Origin of the sequence: Halorubellus amylolyticus (assembly GCF_034808145.1) — an archaeon.
Lineage (GTDB): Archaea > Halobacteriota > Halobacteria > Halobacteriales > Natrialbaceae > Halorubellus.
The window spans coordinates 55,221-75,191 of sequence record NZ_JAXHGM010000013.1; the positions used below are offsets into that span (position 1 = coordinate 55,221).

Consider the following 19,971-nt stretch of genomic DNA (forward strand, 5'->3'; position numbering starts at 1 on the left):
CTGATGGCCATCTCATCACAGACCACTGGCGATGCGCCCACGAGGGAGGCGATCGAGCAGGCTCGCCAAGTCGAGTATGCCGCGTTCCTTCACCGCGTCCCGTTCGCTCTTGACGCTCACCGCCTCGGCTACGCGACTGGCGTCTGCGAGGACTACACCCTTCAACAGTCCCAGTACGCGAACGTCGACGTCCCGATATCAGTGCTGGATAATGATTTCCGAGACCCCGACGTTGAGCGCTGGACGCGTGTGTTCAAGCGCCACGAACCAAACGTCGGCATCATCGGAGACGCCTTCACCGAAGCGGAAGCCCAAGAGTACGTGGAGGTTGCTCGAGAGCTTCGGCGAGCGTATCCGGATGCGACGCTGGTGATTGTGCCCAAGTGCGAGGGTGCGTTCGATGTTATCCCCGACTGGATTGTGCTCGGGTATCCGGCGGGGAGTCACGCTGGGAAAGCCGACCGCACCCCCGAGGAGTATTCAGAACTCGCGGATTGGCGTGGTCGTCGCCTCCACCTGCTCGGCGGCGCACCACAGCGCCGCTGGACGCTCATCCAAGAGCTCACTCAGCCGACGCTGACCTGCCTCGAACCCGCGGATATCGTGGGGATGGACTACAACGGGTTCTTCGCGAACGCCCTTCGGTTTGGCGACGTCTGGTATCCCGAACAGCCCCACTGGCGAACCCACGACGACAGCTCACTCCGTGAGCGAATCCGATTGAGCCTCGAGCACGCGAAAGCGTACTGGAAGCAGCGCGACGTCTGGACGAGTCACGAGAACCAGAGTGCGGTACTTGAACCAGACGACCCCGTCTTCGCAGCTACCGGAACGCACTTCGACCCGACCGAAGCAGAACTGTTCGATTGCGAGTTCGGTCCAGATGATGGCGCTGAAGGTCGTGGCGTCCTCGTTGAATACGACGATGGGACCGTGCTCGCCTATGCCAGCCAGAAGCATCGAGGGTTCCTCGAGCACCGTGCTGGCGTCCGTCGTGAACATGGCCACCCACACCGAGTTCGTGCGTGACAGGCCATCTGTAGCACAGAGCCACCCTCAACCAGAGACGCGAGTCCATTGGTGATTGCTATCAACCCTCAGAAGATTCATACCGTTCGATACATCTAGAGCTAGTCATGCACGACCTGACCGGATTCCAGCGCGACCTTCTGTACGTCATCGCTGGCCAAGACGAACCACACGGCCTCGCTATCAAAGACGAACTCGAGAACTACTACGAGAAAGAGATCCACCACGGTCGACTCTACCCCAATCTCGACACCCTCGTCGACAAGGGCCTCGTCGAGAAAGGTGAACTCGACCGCCGGACCAACTACTATACCATCACTCGCCGTGGCCGGAGGGAACTCGAAGACCGCCGGAACTGGGAATCCCAGTACGCAAAATTGTCCGTACCTCAGGAGACCCAGTGAAACCCGGAATCACAGTCCATCTGGAGTCCGCTCCGCCGTCGAATTCCTGTGCAGGGTTTTTAGTCCGAATTAGATACATTGCAGATGGATCTTCCCTCTGTAGACCAAGAGGCATAGAAACATCGATACGGCCAAATCGAGGGACACCAATTTCACGTTCTATGGAAGCTTACAGTTCTGGCGACAGAGTTCGTCTTGATATTCCGGACGAGACTGACCCGGACCATGCTTACCACGGCAAGCACGGAGAGATTATCGAGCTTCTCGAAGATGACGCCGGCCTTGAAACGGGAGACAAAGCTGACGGCATAATTTATCGCGTTCGCTTAGATGACGACACCGTTCTTGACTTTCGGGCACACGACCTTCGTCCGCCAATTCACTGACCAATCCCTCAATGCAATACACAGCGGACAGCGAATTGTGCTACAATGTTACGTTCAACGTGCCTGCTGGACGTTGAAACTATTCACAGAAGCAGGTACACTACAAACTCAGATCGGCTAAATGTGTGTCACCACCACCTTTTCTCATTGGTTACGGTGAAGTGATGTGAAGTAGCCATGTGCAAAATGAATGACATCGAGATCGAGTTCCTCTCGGTTATCTATACGGAAGTGAAACAGGCGGTTACGATTTTCACCGAGCCGGTTGATGAGATTGCGCACGAAATCAGGACGCTGATCAAAAAAGTCCTCAAAACCGTCTTCCCAGTGCTCAGAGGTGAACTGCACATAGTGTCCGAAACTACAATCCTCAATCGCATCCACTGTCTCTAGATGCTCCGCACCTTCGGTCATCGTTCGTAGCGCCTTGGAGAGCTCACCATCAAACTCCGACCGGATTATACCCCGAATCGCAAGTTCAGTTTCTTCGATTAAAAGAAAGGGCTCGGTTGCCTGGCGCCAGAACTCACGCAGATCGTAGTCCGTGATAATCCGGGTCGACCCCTCTTGCTCTTCGACAAGCACATATGACCGTTCACCAAGGATGCTGAACAGGTCCGTGAGGCTGTCGTCCTCATGGACTGTCCGGGGCCGTTCCACGGCTGTTTCAACAGCTCTGTCACTGAGTTTTCGAGGATCGTCATAGAGTTCCTCTGCCACAAGCACGGTTCGACAAATCGACCGATAAGACACGGCACCTATCAACTCACCGTCCTTAGTGAGCCCAAGCTGAGAGAAATTCTTCGAGAGCATCTCGTCAACTGCATCACGAATTGTCGTGTCAGCTGGGACCGTTTTGAACGCGGGTGCGTCGATTTCGCGAACAGGAATCAGAACCATCCTTATGCCAGTTGCAGTCAGCTCCTAAATATGTATTCCGGCGAATGTACTCTCTCGGAACTAACAGCTCATGTCTATGCTCCGATTGTAGAACCGTACGGATACCTCCTAATCTGAGTTTTCATTATCAGACAGGAGACATTGACCACATTATTGTTCCTGAGCCCAGACGTTAGCGGGAAATTGTACGATCCGATGAATTCTGTTTTCTCACCGGTTTCAGGACAACTGGACGTGGTTCTTCGTATGAGCGATTGTTGTCGGCAGAGGCACAGCGTTCCGCTTCAGAACGGGTAACCCGCGGAATATTTACCCTCAGTCGTCGGTATCAGTCGTTGAGAGGATTCTTTCACGAATAGCGACGCCGACTGCTTCGCCGAGTCGAGGAGGGACAGCGTTTCCAATCAGGCGGTATGCGTTCGTTCGACTCTCCGGGAACCAGTAGGTGTCGCGGAAGGTCTGGAGACGAGCTGCCTCTCGAGGTGACAGAGATCTCGCCTCGGTAGGATGAATGAACATATGTCCGTCCTTCTGAATGTGAGCAAGTATCGTCGATGCCGGCTCTGCAGGATTCTGTTTCTTGTACTTATCAGGGAAGACATCATCCCGATAGGGCTGGAGCGACGTACTCACCTGACCGATATTCCACCCGACACCGTGGCCGAGGAGCTTGTAGATCGAGAGGTCGAGATGATTATGCCATCTCGCCTCGTGATTTCGAAGTGGCTGTTCCTGCCACTCCTCATCCTCAGGAATATCGCGAGCCCACTCCTGGTACGGTGAGACTGGTGGAAGCTGATACTCTGTCGCCCGCTTTGGTGGCATGTCTCCTTCTGGCGAAATTGGAGGCAGATCCATAATTGCGTCCGCGACGGTGAGGTAGGGATGCTTGTAATCGCGATTCGGTTCGAAATCTGGGAGGACTGACGTCGAACAGGTATCGAGCGTCTCCTGGGCTTTGTCCGCACCCTCCTTGAGTTCAGGTCGTACCTGCATCGGCTGTTCCTTTTCCCGATCACTCGGCTCTCGGTGGGTCTGCCACCGCTCAAGGTCGGGGAGCACCTTACCTGATCGTCGACCGATAAAGAAGAGACGTTCTCGATGCTGCGGCACCCCGAAGTCTGCCGCGTCAATCTTGAACCAGTCGGCGGAATAACCGAGACTCTTCATCTCCTCCAGAATAATCTCGGGAACGGGGACTTCCTCACCGACCGGATGTTGATCCGTTTCCTGTTCTACTCCAACAGGGAGTGATTCCTGTACGGTGTCCGACTCAACGGTGGCCGTGTCAGCCAGCATCCCGGGCACATTTTCCATGACGAACGCGCTCGGTTGGAAATGATCGACGTAGCGGAGAAAATCGAGATACAGCATGTTCCGATCGTCATCGTCAACGGATCGGTCCTCAAGAGAGCCGAGCTTCGACTGGCCAATCTTCGAAAACGTTGGACAGGGCGGCCCGCCAGCAACGAGGTCGAGTTCACCCTGCTCAATATTCGGGCCATCTACAGCAGGGTCAGTGTCACGGATATCCCCCTGAATGGCGTGATTTCCGTGGTTTTTACGGTAGGTTTCGACAGCAGACTCGTTGTGGTCGATCGCCCATTGAACGTCGTAGCCGGCCCTCTGGAGGCCTTCAGAGAGTCCTCCCGCGCCACAGAAGAGATCGATTGCGGACGGCTCCGAATCCATTATGCAGTAGCAAAGGCGGGCATGAAGAAAGGGATTCGGAATCAGAGTCAGTGCTCGAAGGCGTCAACGACGACAGCCATGTTCACCAGATCGGGCTCGTCAGGAACGACCTGTTTCTCGTTTTCGAGTCGAGCCAGCTCTGCATTCTTCTTCGCTCGCAAATCAGCAAGCTCGCTATGATGTTTTGCCAGAACGGCACTCATGTCCTCGCCGGCACGATCACGCTTCTCGAACTGCTCGATTCGATCTTCAAGGTCATCGATGCGGTACTGGAAGTAGTTCTCAGCGTGTTCTCGTCGAATCCGGACCTCCCGCTCTCGTTCGGCTCGGGCTTCCTGTGCGAGATCGTCCACGAGCTCCCACGCCACTTCCTCAGCCGTCGAGACGAGCTGACTAGCCTGTGAGGTTACGGCACCGATTGAGGGATGGTCCTCGACAGCGGACGGCGGGAGACCACCCGTAATGTCGATGCCCTGGGTCAGGGTGGTCCCACTGGGTGTGACGTAGACCTGAGCAAGTTGTTCAGTGACGGTATCTCCGGTCCCCGAGAGGTAGCCGATTCGATAGTGACAGAGGAGAGCAGGCGTCTCCAGTTGCTCCCCACCAGTGAGGACCGCTGTCTGTCCACCGACAGCATCCGTGTCGAGACAGTACGCCATCATCGCCCGAACCACAGGATGGTCCAGTGTGATGAATTCGAGAGTGTCGTCGACAAGCGCGTTCTCACGGTCGAACGTGGCGCCGTTATACCGGCTCTCGACGTCATCGCCAGTGAGCCGGTCAGGCACAACCAGATCGAACACGTCACCACCATCTTCTGCAGGACCGGGACGAACGTTTTCGATGCCGCCCTCGAACTCTCGACAGACCGTTCTGACGAGGTACGCGACGTCCTCATCACTGATTGTATCGGCAGCGCTCTCTTCGACAATATCGAGGATATCGCGGTCTTCCTTGCTCAAATCGAACTTATCCCGAATCAGGAGCTCTTCGTCAACACGACGGACCGCCTCCTCCTGGTCTTCGATAATCGCCTCGATATCGTCGACGACAGTGTCGGGACTGTCTCCCGCTGCGAGCGCAGACATGATCTGCTCCTCGAGATTGACGTCGTCGAGCACGAGTCCGAGCACGTCAGAACTCATCCCCAGCGTCTCCTCAATCTCGTCAATCTTCTCCAGAAGCCGCTCGAGGATGATACTCTCCCGGGTATCCTGGAAGAAGAGGTTCCGAATCTCAACCGTCTCTTCCTGGCCGTAGCGGTGGAGGCGCCCGATTCGTTGATCGATACGCGTCGGGTTCCACGGCAGGTCGTAGTTCACCATCAGATGGGCGAACTGCAGGTTCAGGCCTTCCCGAGCTGCATCCGTGGCCAGCATGATGTTCGCTGGACCTTCGAACTTCGCGAACTGCCGCTGGCGCTCTGACTGTGAGAGGTCGCCGTATATTTCGGCGATGTCACGATCGCTGAACACGCGTCCTTTGAGATACTCGAGCGTGTCGGTGTACTCCGTGAAAATGAGGATCTTCTCGTCCGGGTCTTCCTCCAAGATTTCGTCGACGTACTCTCGCAGCTGCTCTGCCTTCGAGTCAACCGGAATGGCCTTTGCCTGATTATAGAGGTCCCGAACCATCGAGAGCTCTTTCTCAATCTTCTCCGGGTCACCAGAGGCGACTGCACCACCCAGTTCCTCCTCAACGTGTTCCCGTTGCGCCTCCGTGAGCATCTCCGGGTCCTCCCGATATTCATCCAGCAGACTCTTTGTAACCGGTGAGAGGTCGCCCGGGTCTGCACCGCCTGCCTTGATGGACTCCATCCGGTTGCGGAGGGATTGCTGAATAGCGTAGATCGAGGAGACGAGGCGCTTCTGATAGAGCACCATCGCAAATCCTGCAGCGTCGTTTTCCTCCTGGGTTGCGAGATTATAGTGTTCAGTGATGTACTCCGTGATGTCGTCGTAGAGTTCGCGCTCCTGCGGAGTGAACGTGACCGGGAGCGTCTGGATGTTCTTTTCCGGGAACATCTTCGAACCGTCCGCCTCGTACATTTCGTCCTTGAGACGGCGAATCATCAGGTCTTCCAGTCCCTCCTTACTGACGTCGTGCTCGTCGCGGAACCGATAGGGGTCAAGGAGCGAGATCATGAAGTAGAACTGATCCCGTTTTCCGTTATGAGGCGTCCCTGTGAGGAAGAGCAGACCGTCTGAAGTTTCGGAGACTGCTTCACCGACTTTGTAGCGGTCAATCTTATTGACTCCGTGCTTGCCTTCACGGCGTGCTGTGAGATGGTGTGATTCGTCGAAGATGGCGATATCCCAGTCTTCCTGTACGTTCTTCAGCGCCGACAGCATGTCCTCCTGTTTGGCGAAGTCGATAGAGGTGATGATTCGATCCTCGTGTGACCAGACGTTCTCCGCAGGGTAGGCATCCCGCTTGGCTTTGACGTAATCGCGGTCGTAGATGACGTAGTTCGTGTCGAATTTCTCGCGGAGTTCTTCCTGCCACTGGGTGGTCAGTGGAGCGGGGGCAACGATGAGGACCCGGTCAGCCTGTCCGCGGGCGGCAAGTTCTTCGATGACGATTGCGGCCTCGATGGTCTTCCCGAGCCCCACCTCGTCGCCAATGAGGTAGCGGTGGTCATACGACGTGAGAATTTCGTGAGCCGCTTTCACCTGGTGGGGGGCGATGTCGATGCGGTTGTTCTCCAGCGCGACGAATCGGTCCTGTCGGTGAGCCAGATCGAGTTCTGCTGCGCGAGCCCGGAGATTGAACCGCTCAGGGTCATCGAACTCCCCTTTCTCAAGAAGCGTGTCGCTGCTGTCAATCAGGTCAACGACCGCGGTCGGGAGTTTTTTCGACGAATCATCATCGGTCAGGATATGGAGAAGACACTGCCCAGAAGATCGGTGATTGATTTTGACAGCTTCACCCTCACCGCCAGCAAAGCTCACTCGGTCGCCGATCTCAAAGCCGCATTCACAATCAGACACTGCTGAAAGCAGATGTGGTGTCTCAACTTAACGTTCCGGTATGGGACCCAAGTTCACTACCGCAAATAGGTATATTATCCGGAGTGTTTTTGCCGACAGATCGTCATGAAATGGATATCATGGAGCACGCGTTCCGGGTTGGCGAAACCTATCGAGACACCGGGACCTTCAGGAACGCAGAAGACCAGTTCCTGCGGTGGATTCGCGGCCCACTAAACAGCGGAATCAAGAACACGGGTGGAATTCGGGACTTGGGTGCGGATCGCTCCGAGACGCCCGCGGCACTCGTCCTCGTTTCGAACGATGCCGGTGTTTCGCAGCATGATGATCCGTGGGAGGATACGCTGGCAGTCAACGCCGGGTACGTGAGCTACTGGGGTGATGCGAAGAAGGACCTCGGGTATGACGAGTCACCACAGAATCGGAAGATCAAGGATGCGTTTGACAGGGCAGCCGCAGGCCGGCGTGAGGAGGTTCCTCCTGTTCTCGTGTTTCGGAAGCCGGAGAGTGGCGTCGTTGAGTTCTGTGGGCTCTGCGTCCCGGATCACTTCGAGGTGCAACCTTATCAGGATGATTCAGGGGAACAGATTCCGAACTATCGGTTTCACTTCTCAATCCTTAACACCCAGGCAGTCCCAGTCTCGTGGCTCCACGAGCGTGCGCAGGCGAACGACGACGACAAGGCGCCCGAGGTCTGGAATCAGTGGAGAAGGGAAGGAGAGGTCTCGCAGTGGCCGACAGGCGAACTCTTGGATACGGGAGGGAAGATTCGACGGTATGAATCGATCGAGACGACAGTCAGTGAAGCATTCCGAGCGGAGACGTTCGAACGATTTGGGCACGCTTGCGCGATGACCGGTATTCGTGAGGAGTCGCTACTCGACCTGGCGCACGTCCTGCCACGGAGTCAGCACCCCGACCTCGCAGAACACTCAGAGAACGTATTGGTGCTGAACTCGCTACACCATCGTGCGTTCGACGCCGCGCTGTTCACAATCGACAGCGAGTACCGAATCCGGACGAGCCCGTCCTTCGAGCCTGCCCACCCGTTCCTCAGGGAGACGATAGTTGAACAAGAAGGCGAACAGCTCTCGCTCCCCTCGAACGCACAGCTCCAGCCGGGGTTCCTGGAAGAATTGAACGGCGGGCTTTCGTGGCTGTAGTTTTTTGAGGTTCGCTATTCAGCCTTCGTTTACTGCCTCTTCCACGATTTCGATTTCTTCCTCAGTGAGGTCGTAGAGGTCGTAAACGATCTCATCGATGAGCCGGTCGATATTCCAGATCTTCTCGTCGAGTTCGTCGGCGCGTTCTTTCGCCTCAATGTACCGCTGGAGGTCGTCAGCGACGTCATCGGGATCAGGGAGAGTCATTCCTTTTAGGCGGTCAATCAGGGAGTTGGTCTTGGTGGCGTTGTCTCGGAAGCCGCCAATTTCTTGATCGACGGCAACAGGGACGAATGCCTCGATAAGAGCGGCCTCACCCTCGCTCAGGTCTGTGAGCGTGAACGCTTCGAAGAAATCTGTCTCCGTGTAGCCGTAGGTATCGGTCTCGAACTCATCCTCCTCTTCAGGCTTGTAGCGCGCCGTCGCATGGATGGTGACGGATGGACCCTCACGCGTCGTGCGGGTACGCTCGATCTGCAGTTTCTCGTAGTCCTCGGTGGTTTCATCGAGATATTCGGGGTTACTGGGCTGGAAGATCCCGATATCAGGGAGTTCCTGACCTTCTTTGTATTTACCGAGATAATCTAGTAGATTGAGGTTGATTGATTGTCGTAGTTGCTTGTTTTCTTCAATATCTTTACTAAGTGAGCTAAGTATCTTTTCGGTTGTTTCACCCTTCTCTATTTGTATATTGGCGTCAGTTACGGACACCGGCTCATCTTTTTTACTTTCCGGCGGGAGTGGGAAAGATCGGACCGATTTTGGCCATACGTCAGAATAACTTCCTTGAAGAGCACCAGTTTCAAATTTATTTTTAAACACCCAGCTCATTAGTGAGGAATTAACTATTGAAAGGAGGTACCGAAGAGATGGAGATGTACTATATCTTTCAAAGCCTTCAAAATCAATAGAAGCTGTGGTATCCTCTAAGTTTTCGTATTCGCAACAAACTAAAACTGTATCATCACAGTACATCCCGCTCTCATCGCACCCTGCCGAAAGAATTCCCCCTTTATTTGTACGCTTTCGAACTACAATCTTATCATTTTCAAACATTTCCGGCGTCCTTGGGCCAGACATCTCTTGTTGGCGATAATCCAACCATTCTCCAGACCAGTTTACTGCCCACCTTTGGACATCTGAGCCTTGGAAGAATTTTTTAGCATTCCCTTTTGGAGAGTCAGAGACCACGTCATCCTTTTTGAAACTGTATGAACCCTTGCCAGAGACAGTTGCACCAACATTTACATATAAATAATTCCCTAAACAGACACCACTATCATCCACTTTATCTATAAGTGGCAATGATTGAGAAATAAAATTATCATCAATTCTTATTTGATAATTATAGACGTTCAGCCAAACTTCTGGGTCGATCTTGCCAATGTTCTCATATCTAAATGGAATCGTTTGAGTACATCTGCGAATCTCATGAGGGGAAGAATTGGTTGTTCGTTCAACATGATATGCAACAACCTGCCTCTCTACATTTTGGAATACATCTAATTCTTCGAAGTCAAGAATACTGAGCAAATTATTCTCAGACAGAATCGACTCTCTCAAGTCTTTTGTGTATTTCTCGGTGAGCAATGTGTTTGGCAATATGAAGGAATGAGTCCCTTTTTCCTTACATAATTTTAGAGACTTAATGACGAATGGAACATACAGGTCCCAATGTCCAGATAGCGTATCTGCATCCGAGAACAGCGATTTAATTGCGTCTCTTAGTTTTGGGGATTTTTCAGTCATCCTCCATGCGTTCAACCAAGGTGGGTTTCCAATCACCGCATCGAACCCAGCATTCGCCTTTCTCTCCCCATCTTGGTCGTAGAATGCCATCGGGAACTCTAGTTCCCAATGGAAGAAATGTTCCTCCTCAGCTATCGATCGGGCGCTCTTGAACCAGTCTTCCCCCTCAATAGTTTCCCAATCGTCGCTGTTGAGCGCCCGGGCCATCCGCTCGTCAGCGTCGTCTGGGACGTTGAGACCGAACGTGTCGGCAGTGTGTACGTTCGACATCGCCAGTAACTTCCGATAGAGAGGATCCTCACGAACCTCGTCGTAGACTGCCTCCATTTCCTTTGCATCCTCCAAAGTCTCGTTGTCGATGGTGAGGAGATCTTGGAAGCGATCAGTAACATGCTCCATTGCACGCTTTCGCGTGTGGTCAAAGGACTGCTGAAGGGTGAGCTGGCCATCTTCCGTGGCAACGTCTTCGCCGTTGCTGAGCACCTCCTCGATATCGCTTCCAACGAGCGAATTCCCGGTCTTCAGGTGATGATCGAGGAAGGCGAGAGGTTGCTCGGCTGCAAGAGTACGTAACCAGAGAGAAACCTTCGACAGTTCAGTGGCTAGCGGGTTGACGTCGACGCCGTAGATACAGCGTTGGGCGACCTTTCGACGGGCCCAGTTGATGTCTCGCAGCTCTCCTTCCTCAGTCCTCGGGGATCGGACTTCTTCGTCCTCGGCCTCCAGTGCCTGTCTGTCTTGACGTTCTTGAGCATCGATGATTTCCCGCGCGAGGTAGTCGACCGCGTTGACAAGGAAGTGACCGCTGCCCATCGCCGGGTCCAGAATCGCAAGATCGAAGACGCGTTCGGCGAAGTCCTCCGCGAACCCACCTTCACGGCTATGGGTCGTGTCTGCACTCTGAGACACTAGGTCCTGTCGAATCTCCTCGACCAGTGGCTCAAGCGTCTCGTCGACAATGTACTCGACCACATACTCCGGCGTGTAGTACGATCCAGTCACCTTTCGTTCCCCGTCGTCGGTACGGAGGTAGACATCACCCTCTTCGACAATGACGTCGTTATCGTCCCCGGCAGGCACATACTCGCCGTCTTCGACGGTCAACGGCCCAGTAGCGATATCGAGTTTATACTCAAGCAGCCCCTCATAAATCGAGCCGAGGTTCCGCTCATCGAGCGACGAATAGTCGACGAAAACCTTTCCGGCGCCTTCGGAAGCGTCGTGACGAGTGAGTAATTCGATGACCTCCCCGAGATAGGCGTCTCCGACCTCATAGGAAGCAAGAAACTGCGACTCGACGGGGTCCCCCGAATCAGGGTGCGTTCGGAATAGCCCTCCGTTGTACGCGGGGATGTAGAGGTCCTCCTTCGGGATGTCCTGTCCCTCGCTGCCCTCGTCGATGAGGACGAACAATTGCTCCAGTCGATCCCAGAGTTGCGTCTGCCACGCTTGGTAGTGTTGCTGGGTCTCGTTCCGGTTCTCGACGACAGTCTGCTTCAGCTCATTGAGACTGAAGCTCTCGCTGTAGATATCATTGTCCGTCGGCAGCAGATTCCGACCCTCACTCTCGGCGTAGAGGACGAATATCATCCGATATAGATAGATGAGAGAACTATCGTGAATCAGATCGAGGTCATCCTCATCAAGCTCCTCATTGGTGTCAAGAAACCCTTCAGCGAGAACGCGAATCGCCTCATAGATGTTTTCTTGGAGGTCCTCACCGAGCTCTTCGGCGAAGACACTGGACTCGTCATACACATCGTCAAGGAAGCAATCCCCCGACTGATCAGGGAGGAACGCCCCTTGGCGGAAGAAGAGGTAGAACTCTTTGAAGGCCTCAAGATCGCCGTCTTCTGCAACGACGTCGAGGAGCTCGGGGAGGTCAATCTCATAGAAGGAGTCGAGTCGGTGGCTTGTGGGCCCGTAGTAGAGACGCCACTTTTCACCGTTCGTCAGAACCGCCCACTCCGTCGGCGTTTCCTGAAGGTATCGGTGAATCTGGTAGCTCGGGTTCTCGAAGTCACGCTTTTCCTCACCACGCGTGTCGAGCTTCCGGCCCCAGCGCTTCGCATCAGCAACAGCAATCGCCTCCTCGTAGAAGTCCTCACGATCAAACGCCGCATCGGCCGCTTCGTCGCTCGGGAAGAACCCATAGTCCGGCCGTCTGGCGTTCCGCATAACCGTCTCCTCGATTTCGAAGGGAATATCTAGAATCTCGAAAATCGGTCGGATTACGTTCCGCTCGAGTTGCGCCTCGTTATAGTCATCAACGCGGACTCGCTTGTCCTCAAGAAGTTCACTGATCTCGTCGTACGCCGCTTCAACATCTGCGTCGGATACCTCGTTCCACGGTTCGGTATCCCGAAGGTGGTCGTTGAGGTAGTGGTTCGAGAACAGATCGCGGTTCGTTCGATAGGTAGTTGGATCAGTCATTGTATCGTATCAAAAAGCGGTGGAGTACCGTACGTCAGCTATACACTACCCGGTATGTCCCAGCCAGTTAACCCTTTCCAAGAATCCACTCAAACCGCCTATGTCGGGCGGAATAAACTGCTGAGTTTCGGGAATAAAGAAGCTGTTTGAAACGGGTCGAGTCAGAGAGTCACCGAAACAGCTCCATCCGAGCCAAGCAAGAACTCGCAGAGGTCACGGAAGGAAGCCACCTTCGACCCCTCGAGAAGCACCCCGAGTTCGAGATATCGGTCGAATCCGTAATCAGTGATGTTTGCACTCCCCACGTAGGCTGCTCGGGTATCGAACAGCATCACTTTCGCGTGCAGCGTGAACTTCGGGTTCTCACCCCCCTGACGGCGTTCTGAAGCTGGCGTATCGCTACTCCAGACGGTATAATCAATCAGCGAAACCATGGATGCGACACCTCGCTCTGCGGCTCGCTCCATGAACGACTCGATAACGCCGTAATTGTGCGAGTCTGGATCCAATAGATACCGGGTCACGATTGTGAGTTCGACACCGCGCTCAAGCGCGTCAAGAAGGACATCGGCAAGCCGGCCGAAGCCCTCGCCCTCGAAGAAGGGCGCGAGGAGCACGATCTCGTGCTCGGTACGCTTGACCTGGCTCGCCAGGGTCGAGAGCAACCCTTCCATGCCCATTGAAGCGGGTGTCGCCTCACTGAATTCGGGATCGTCTGGGAACGTAACAAGCGGAGTTACCTCCGTTATTGGAACCCGATCACGGTGGGCGTCGATTATCCGAATCGACTCCTGAGTGTGTTCGAATATCGTTCGGGCACGTCCCGCATCAACACTGCATGGTGTTTCCACCAGTTCAGCATCGTAGGTTGTCCGCTGAACGACGTTTCCCTCCAGCAGCTGTCGGAAGAGATCGGTCGCCGCTTCGCGGCTCAGCCTCGTATCCCGTGCGACTGCGGCCGGGGAGATACGCTCGGAACGTCCCGCGGCGACAAGCAGAAGCCCTTCTAACTCATCGAGAAGTGCCTCTTCGTGATCGACGATATCCGCGATGGCGAGCGCACGGTCGGTATCTGGTGAACGTCGGGTCATGTCATGGATTAGAGTGAATCGTAGGGGACTAGAGACGCCAGAGTCCCTCGATGGATCTGTCGGTGTTCGGGCGACTACCGAACAGGTAGTCCCGACAGAGCACCTGGTTGAAGTACGAGCAACTGATCTCGCTCACGTGGAGACAGGACAGACAGGCCCCGTCACGCTGTGAGCAAACTGGATCCATCATACACTCGTTTCCGTGGGCTCGAGCCTGGCCGAGCAGGTCGTCCAGTTGTTGCTCGACCATCGTGGTCATGCCGCCGATATTGAACTCCTCGCGGTTGTTGGTGTAGATCACCAGCGAGAGCGCGCGCGGGAAGAGGAACTCGCTCAAGTTCGTCCGGTCGAACCCGCTGATGGTGCTCGCCTGCTTCAGCAGGATATGCGAGAGCGTGTGCAGCATCTCGAAGACGTACTTCGTCACCTGCCCCTCGACCGTGTCGTCGGTGCTGGTCTCGAAACGACCGTACTGGTCGACGGGGTCGAGATGGTTCAGCAGGAACGCCCACTGCTCCGCGCGAGAGAACTCTTCGATAGCCGCTCGCGCCCGGTCGAGGTCAGCCGCCTCGGGGTCATCCGGCAGTTCAGGGAGCGTGATGTCGCCGCGAACTTCCTGCTCGTTGCTCGTCTCGGGGATGTTCACGGCCAGCCAGAGGAGCACCGCTTCGGGGTCGAGGTCGAACTGCGTTGCTTCCGTTTCCGAGGTGTCGACGAAGATGGGCATACCATCACCGCTACTTGCGTTCTGGGAGAAGGCGTTCAGCTTCGCCTCATCCTCCTCTCGGCCACCACGCGTGTACCCGTAGACGAACGTCTGGACGGGGAAGTCCTCGATCACGCGGACGTCCTTGAGACCGAGCCGGTCGAGATCATCGGTGTACGTCGAGATCTTGTCCGCCTTCCGGGGGAACCCCTCATCTCTTGCATCCTCTTCAAGGTCAGCAAGCGTGTGTGCCGTGAGCTCCTCGAGGCTGAGGACGTACTGGAGGAGTTCATCACCAGCATCAACCATCTCGAAGCTATCCTCGCCGGCTTCCAGATCGATAAGCTCCGTGATGGTTTCGCCCACGGTCTGACTGTCGATCTCGCCCTGTTCACGGAGCCAGTCTTCAGCCGCATCAAGCGAGTCAACCTCGGGCTCGGTCTGATACACCTCGATCTTGCGGTCGTCGTCGATCTCTGCTCCCTCGATGCCCTCGTCCATATCGACGTTCTTCAGGCGGGAGTTCGAGAGACCGAGCTGCTTGGCGATCGCCTTTCGGGAGCCGTCCTCACTCCCCCGGAGGTGACCGATACCCGACGTGTGCAGGTTGACCGTGGTCAGGTAGTGCGGGTAGTACGTCGACCCCGCACGGTGGACCGTAGTGTACATATTGTCGTCATCAGGATCATCGACCGAGGGCGGGACGTAGTCACAGCCACAGTTCTGGTAGTAACTGACCCGAGTCCCCCACCCGCAGATGTCACAGCGCCAGTGGAAGTTCTGGGCGCGCTGACTGTCCTGCGTGTCGAGGACGATGTGCTGGTCACCGTGATCTGGGCACTTCTGCGGGTACAGGCGTCGCAGTTCGCCACAGCTGTGGACGCTGACGAACTGATACTGCTTGAGGTCGCCGTTACAGCCCGAGCGCTCGCACTTCAGCGCCTGGTTCTTCCCGCTGAGGTCATCAGCGGAGTAGTACCCGTGGGCCTTCTGACAGCTCGTACAGTAGAACGTCGTCGGGAACGGACGCGCCCGAACCTCGTCCGGTGCTGCGAAGTCGTAGTGGCCGGACTTGCTGGAGGTGAAACCCTGCTCACCACCATCCCAGTTCTTCGCGCGGGCGAAGACGCGATCGACGATATACTCCCGGTCGACTTGGCCGCTCGCGTCGGTAGTCTCGAGGCGGTTCACCTGCCAGATGCCACGCTTGTCGCTGTAGTCGAACGTGTTCCCGGGAAGGAACTGGTACAGGATCTGGTGGCGGCTACGTTGCATACTCATTGGTGGTCACCGGTTGTCAAGCGTCTCGAAAATCTCTCGGTAGCGGTACTCCGCCCGGATTGGAAGCTGTTCGTCGACGTCCCTGAGGCTCCGCATCGGTGACCGTTTGATCCGGCCACTCGTCCACTGATCGTCGTCGAGCCGAAGCTGAGAGAGTGCCTCCTTCGTGAGGTCCTCGATATCTCCCTGGAACTCCTCGTGGTCATCCGGGTTGCCGAACATTCCAAGCATCTGCTGGCGCAACTGCCCCTCATCGACAGAGTCGGCGAACTCCTCGGCGTTGTCACCGAAGTAGAGGTTCCCGGCCCCCTCTTGGTACATGTAATGATTGAGTAACAGCCCCATGAACAGTCCCGGATGGGTCTGTTTGACGCTGTTTTTCGCCCACCGGTTGATCGGCACGGGTTCGACCAGGCGGTCCAGGAACGCGTGGTACTTCTCGAAGAAGTGGTAGTGGCTCAGGTCGCGTTCCCGGATGGGGTGCGCGACGTTGAACACGAGACCAGGGCGCGAGCGCCCTGCACGGGAGCTCGCCTGGATGTATTCCGCGGTCCCTCGTGGCATTCCGAAGAACGTCATCATGTTGAACCGGTCGACGTCAACCCCGTGGGCGATCATGTTCGTCGCCGTGATGGTGTTGAGGCGACTCGCCAGTAGCCAGGCGAGTGCTTCCCTGTTCTCTTCACTGGCCCGGGCCCGCTCGCCCTCGAACTGCTCGCTGTCGACCACCTCGTTCTCTTCATCGAGACTGGCCTCCAGCGTGCTACGGAGCGAGAGAACCGAGTCCGTCACGTCCTCTTCGAGCACGCCGCGCTCGATGAGTCGGCGGAGGATCTTTTCGTCGGCCTCCTCGTCCCAGGGATCCTCGACGATATCCAGGACCTCCATGATGGTCTCGAACCCGGTTCCGCCAGTCATCCGCTCGGAGGCCAGCGGGGGACGACCGTCCTGCTGGAGGTACGCGTCGAGCTGGGAGACAATGGACTGATCGAGACGGTCACCGTCCTTCTTGGAGAGCAGATAGGTGATGCTGGTGCTGTAGTAGCTGAGCAAGGCCAGCACCTCGTCGATCGAATCCGCCTCAAGAGACGCCGTGGTCTCGGTCCCCTCCAGCGCCGCACCAGTCAGGATCTGACTCGGATCGTTCAGCGCCTCGCGGAACAGGTTCTGAACCTCCCGATGGTAGTAGAACAGCAGATCGATGATGGAGTTGATGTGCGTCTTCCCGTGCGGAATCAACCCGATGTAGTAACGCTGAGTCTCCGGACGCTCTTGGGCGTAGAAGTTCTCACGCAGGTACGGCCCCGGCGACGGGAAGCGCTCAGCGGGCCGCATGAACAGATTATGTACCTGGTCTTCGAAGCCCGTGATCGTCGCTGTCGGCGCGATGACCTTGGTCGTCCCAGCCTCGACGAGCTCCTGAAGCTGGGCGATTCCGGTCTCGTAGTGCCCGTCGAAACTCCCCATGCTCTCCTCCAGCAGGTGGAGCTCGTCGGGGACCATGAGCGACGGCGCCGGGTCGTACGGCTCGACCGGCTTGGCCATGGCGCTGAAGTCGTCCTTGTCGATCGGACAGCCATACTTCTCGGTGCACTCTCCGAGACTCGCGAACCCGTGGATGGGACACTCCAGGTCCATCTCACCCGTGATGAGGTGCGCGAACTTGCGCTGGTACCCGATCGCGGTGATCTTGTCGATCGTCCCTGCGATGATTGTCGGCGCGTAGCGATAGAGTTCGTTGTCGACGACGTGGACCGGGAGCTCTGCCTCTTCGTAAGTCTCACTGGAGGTGAGCGAGCGCGACTGCCAGGGACAGTCAAAACTGCTCCCTGTACAGCAGTGCGTCAGTCGGTGGTCGTCCTCGGTGATTCGCACCTCCACGTCAGATCCGCAGGCCGGACAGCTCGGCACCACCTTCGCCTCACGCCGGAGACTCTCCCCGGCAGGACCCTGATACCGCTTGTAGTTGTTGTTGTCGTACCCGGTGAGCGCGTTCGGCGTGTTCGCCTTCCCTACGAGATAGCCCATCGAGAACGGGCGTGAGGGATGGGAGCCGATGTCCGACTGCTCGCGACGGACAAGGTCGGCGTACATCACAGTTTCCGTCATCCGCTGGAACTGCTGCAGCGAGAGCAGTCGAAGCGGGAACTTCGTCCAGGCGGTGACGCCGAAGTCCTTCCCGCGGAGCCGATCGAAGAACATACTCCAGACGGCGACGCCGAGGAACGCCTCCGTCTTCCCACCACCAGTCGGGAACCAGAGAACGTCCACGACGTCGAGTGCCGAGTCTGCGTCCTCTGCACGGTCCTCCGTCGAGCCGTCTCGCCAGTCGACCTCCGTCCACTGGTCGTACTCTCGGCTCGCCACGTCAGGGACCTCCATGACGATGAACACGAGCTGGAAGAGCCGCCACCCCGGGAACTCGTGCATCCGGTCCATCGCCTCGTTCATCAGCTCGAACGCGCGGCCGACGGTCTCGGAATGCTGCCGCAGACAGCGAACGCCTCGCTCGAACCGCAATATCTCGCGCTCGAACGCATCGCGGTCCTCGTTGAAGTCCGCGAGATCGCCCGTCTCCGGGTCGTCGTCCCAGTCCTCTCGTTTCCGGTACTGCTCCAGTGCAGCGTCGTACTCCTCGCTGAGGTACCGACGCATCTCTGCGGCGATGTCGTCGAGGACATCAAACCCCCCGCCGTCCAGGTCAGCGAGCTTCTCGAACTCGGCGTCCACATTCCGATCGGCCGATTCGTAGACAAGCTGGCGGTACTCTGGAATGAACTGCGTCTCGAGCCGGTTCGCTGTTGGCGTCGCAGCAGGGGCCCGTCGACCGGGTGGAATACCGTCTTCGTTCACCTCCTGGTCGTTCCGCTCAGGGGCCGTGATGGTGCAGTTCCGGCCGTGCCCCCAGAGGTCGCGATTGTACCGGAAGTCCTCCGGAAGCGGATCGAACGTGAACGGGACGAACTCGAGATCACCGTTCGTCGTGAGTTCGAGCTCGACCTCGAACAGCGTCGGATCTCGAATCGTGTACACGGCATCGTCTCGTGAGTGAATGGCCTCGTTGGCGAGTTCGAGGTCCACGATCATCGATTCTCCGCCGTTTTCCTCGTCGCTGATTACTTCCACAGAGAGGGCGGCATGCCAGTCCGGGAGTGCCGGCGTCCCCTCAGCGGCACGCTCGCGGAGATAGCCGTTGAAGCTCTCCTCGTCCTCGAGTGCGGCTGTCGGGACGGTGTCGTCGTCCTCGTCCCTCTCGTGGTAGAGGTCGTAGTTCTCGCGGGCTCGCTCACGTGCATCCGCGAACGCATCGTTGAGTGCCTCACGTGCACGCTCCTGGACGACGTCGGGCGTGGAGCGCGCCGGGGTCTGTAGCACGCTCGCGGGCATCTCGATCGAAGGGACCTCAATTTCGAGGCGTTCGAAGACCGGGAGCAGACTGTCGCCCTCGTCGTCGTCGTCACGGTCACCCAGCGCGACGAACGAATCCCGATCAATCATCTCCTCGTACGTGGGGTTAACGCGCACCCACACACTCGCGGTGATATCGATGTCGAGCGAGTCGTCGGGCTGCCCTCCTCGGACGCGGACGGTGGCTCCAAGACCGTTTGGCTGCATCTTCGACTGCAAATCGTCGTCGGGGTCGTCAAGCTGGTCCTCGCTTTCTGGCGCGAGCGCACCAGCGAAGAACCGATCGCTCGGGAAGTCGCGCTTGACGCGTTCGTCGATGTCACCGCGGACCTGTTTCAACACCGTCTCGCGGAGGTGTCGGGCGATGCGTTCGTCGTCAGCGGGAGTTTGTTGCTCCCCGGTCGCTATATGTTGTTCAGATGCCATCGTGGCTTACTCAGTGATGTCCTTGAGATGCGACTCGGGGATGATCGTCGGCATCAGCGTGGGGCCGTTCGCGATCAAGAACTGCTCGGCGAATTCTTTCATCGCGTCGCCCGCGTGGCACACACGCTCGCTCATTCACTACCACACGACACGGTCGTAACGTCGTGGCGGGACGTCGAACGGTTCTGCGCGCCTACAGCGCCGTTCCAGCGGCCCACACAGGTGGGGTTATAGCCCATGCTCACCCTGTTGTAGAGCATCCTACAAAAAGTTTGGGCAGATCGCGCCCTCTCAAGTTCGGGCGCGATCTGGT

Annotated in this window: 11 protein-coding genes; 4 read left to right on the plus strand and 7 right to left on the minus strand. The window is 56.7% G+C overall.

The genetic code is table 11. The annotated features are described in order from the left end of the window. Positions 1-3 precede the first annotated feature (3 nt). The 3 genes from SM754_RS18740 to SM754_RS18750 all read left to right on the plus strand — a co-directional run bounded on the left by SM754_RS18740 (position 4) and on the right by SM754_RS18750 (position 1,819). The gene (locus SM754_RS18740; RefSeq protein WP_323677685.1) at positions 4-1,029 is read left to right on the plus strand and encodes a DUF6610 family protein; all 1,026 of its coding nucleotides are present in this window, start codon (positions 4-6) and stop codon (positions 1,027-1,029) included. A gap of 107 nt (positions 1,030-1,136) precedes the next feature. Then, the gene (locus SM754_RS18745; RefSeq protein ID WP_323677686.1) at positions 1,137-1,433 is read left to right on the plus strand and encodes a PadR family transcriptional regulator; all 297 of its coding nucleotides are present in this window, start codon (positions 1,137-1,139) and stop codon (positions 1,431-1,433) included. Between the two features lie 161 nt (positions 1,434-1,594). Then, the gene (locus SM754_RS18750; protein ID WP_323677687.1) at positions 1,595-1,819 is read left to right on the plus strand and encodes a DUF8139 family protein; all 225 of its coding nucleotides are present in this window, start codon (positions 1,595-1,597) and stop codon (positions 1,817-1,819) included. A gap of 144 nt (positions 1,820-1,963) precedes the next feature. On the opposite strand, the gene SM754_RS18755 is transcribed toward SM754_RS18750, so the two are convergent. From SM754_RS18755 to SM754_RS18765, 3 genes are all read right to left on the minus strand, one after another. Then, positions 1,964-2,719 (minus strand): CBS domain-containing protein, encoded by a 756-nt coding sequence (locus SM754_RS18755; RefSeq protein ID WP_323677688.1) that lies wholly within the window; start codon positions 2,717-2,719, stop codon positions 1,964-1,966. Between the two features lie 315 nt (positions 2,720-3,034). Beyond that, positions 3,035-4,411 (minus strand): DNA cytosine methyltransferase, encoded by a 1,377-nt coding sequence (locus SM754_RS18760; RefSeq protein ID WP_323677689.1) that lies wholly within the window; start codon positions 4,409-4,411, stop codon positions 3,035-3,037. Between the two features lie 47 nt (positions 4,412-4,458). After that, positions 4,459-7,401 carry a helicase-related protein gene (locus SM754_RS18765; protein WP_323677690.1) on the minus strand — a complete coding sequence of 981 codons (2,943 nt, stop codon included), beginning with the start codon at positions 7,399-7,401 and terminating at the stop codon, positions 4,459-4,461. Positions 7,402-7,520: 119 nt separating this feature from the next. Here SM754_RS18765 and SM754_RS18770 point away from each other — a divergent pair, with 119 nt between their 5' ends. Next, positions 7,521-8,564, plus strand: a complete 1,044-nt coding sequence (locus SM754_RS18770; protein WP_323677691.1) for an HNH endonuclease — start codon at positions 7,521-7,523, stop codon at positions 8,562-8,564. A gap of 18 nt (positions 8,565-8,582) precedes the next feature. Here the strand turns inward: SM754_RS18770 and SM754_RS18775 are convergent, their stop codons facing one another. The 4 genes from SM754_RS18775 to SM754_RS18790 form a co-directional block, all read right to left on the minus strand. Next, the gene (locus SM754_RS18775; protein WP_323677692.1) at positions 8,583-12,746 is read right to left on the minus strand and encodes an Eco57I restriction-modification methylase domain-containing protein; all 4,164 of its coding nucleotides are present in this window, start codon (positions 12,744-12,746) and stop codon (positions 8,583-8,585) included. Positions 12,747-12,907: 161 nt separating this feature from the next. Beyond that, complete coding sequence (locus SM754_RS18780) at positions 12,908-13,837, minus strand: phospholipase D-like domain-containing protein (RefSeq protein WP_323677693.1); 930 nt, start codon at positions 13,835-13,837, stop codon at positions 12,908-12,910. A gap of 28 nt (positions 13,838-13,865) precedes the next feature. Continuing rightward, the gene (locus tag SM754_RS18785) at positions 13,866-15,824 is read right to left on the minus strand and encodes a DUF8724 domain-containing protein (protein ID WP_323677694.1); all 1,959 of its coding nucleotides are present in this window, start codon (positions 15,822-15,824) and stop codon (positions 13,866-13,868) included. 6 nt (positions 15,825-15,830) lie between these two features. After that, positions 15,831-19,658 (minus strand): helicase-related protein, encoded by a 3,828-nt coding sequence (locus SM754_RS18790; protein WP_323677695.1) that lies wholly within the window; start codon positions 19,656-19,658, stop codon positions 15,831-15,833. Between the last annotated feature and the right edge of the window lie 313 nt (positions 19,659-19,971).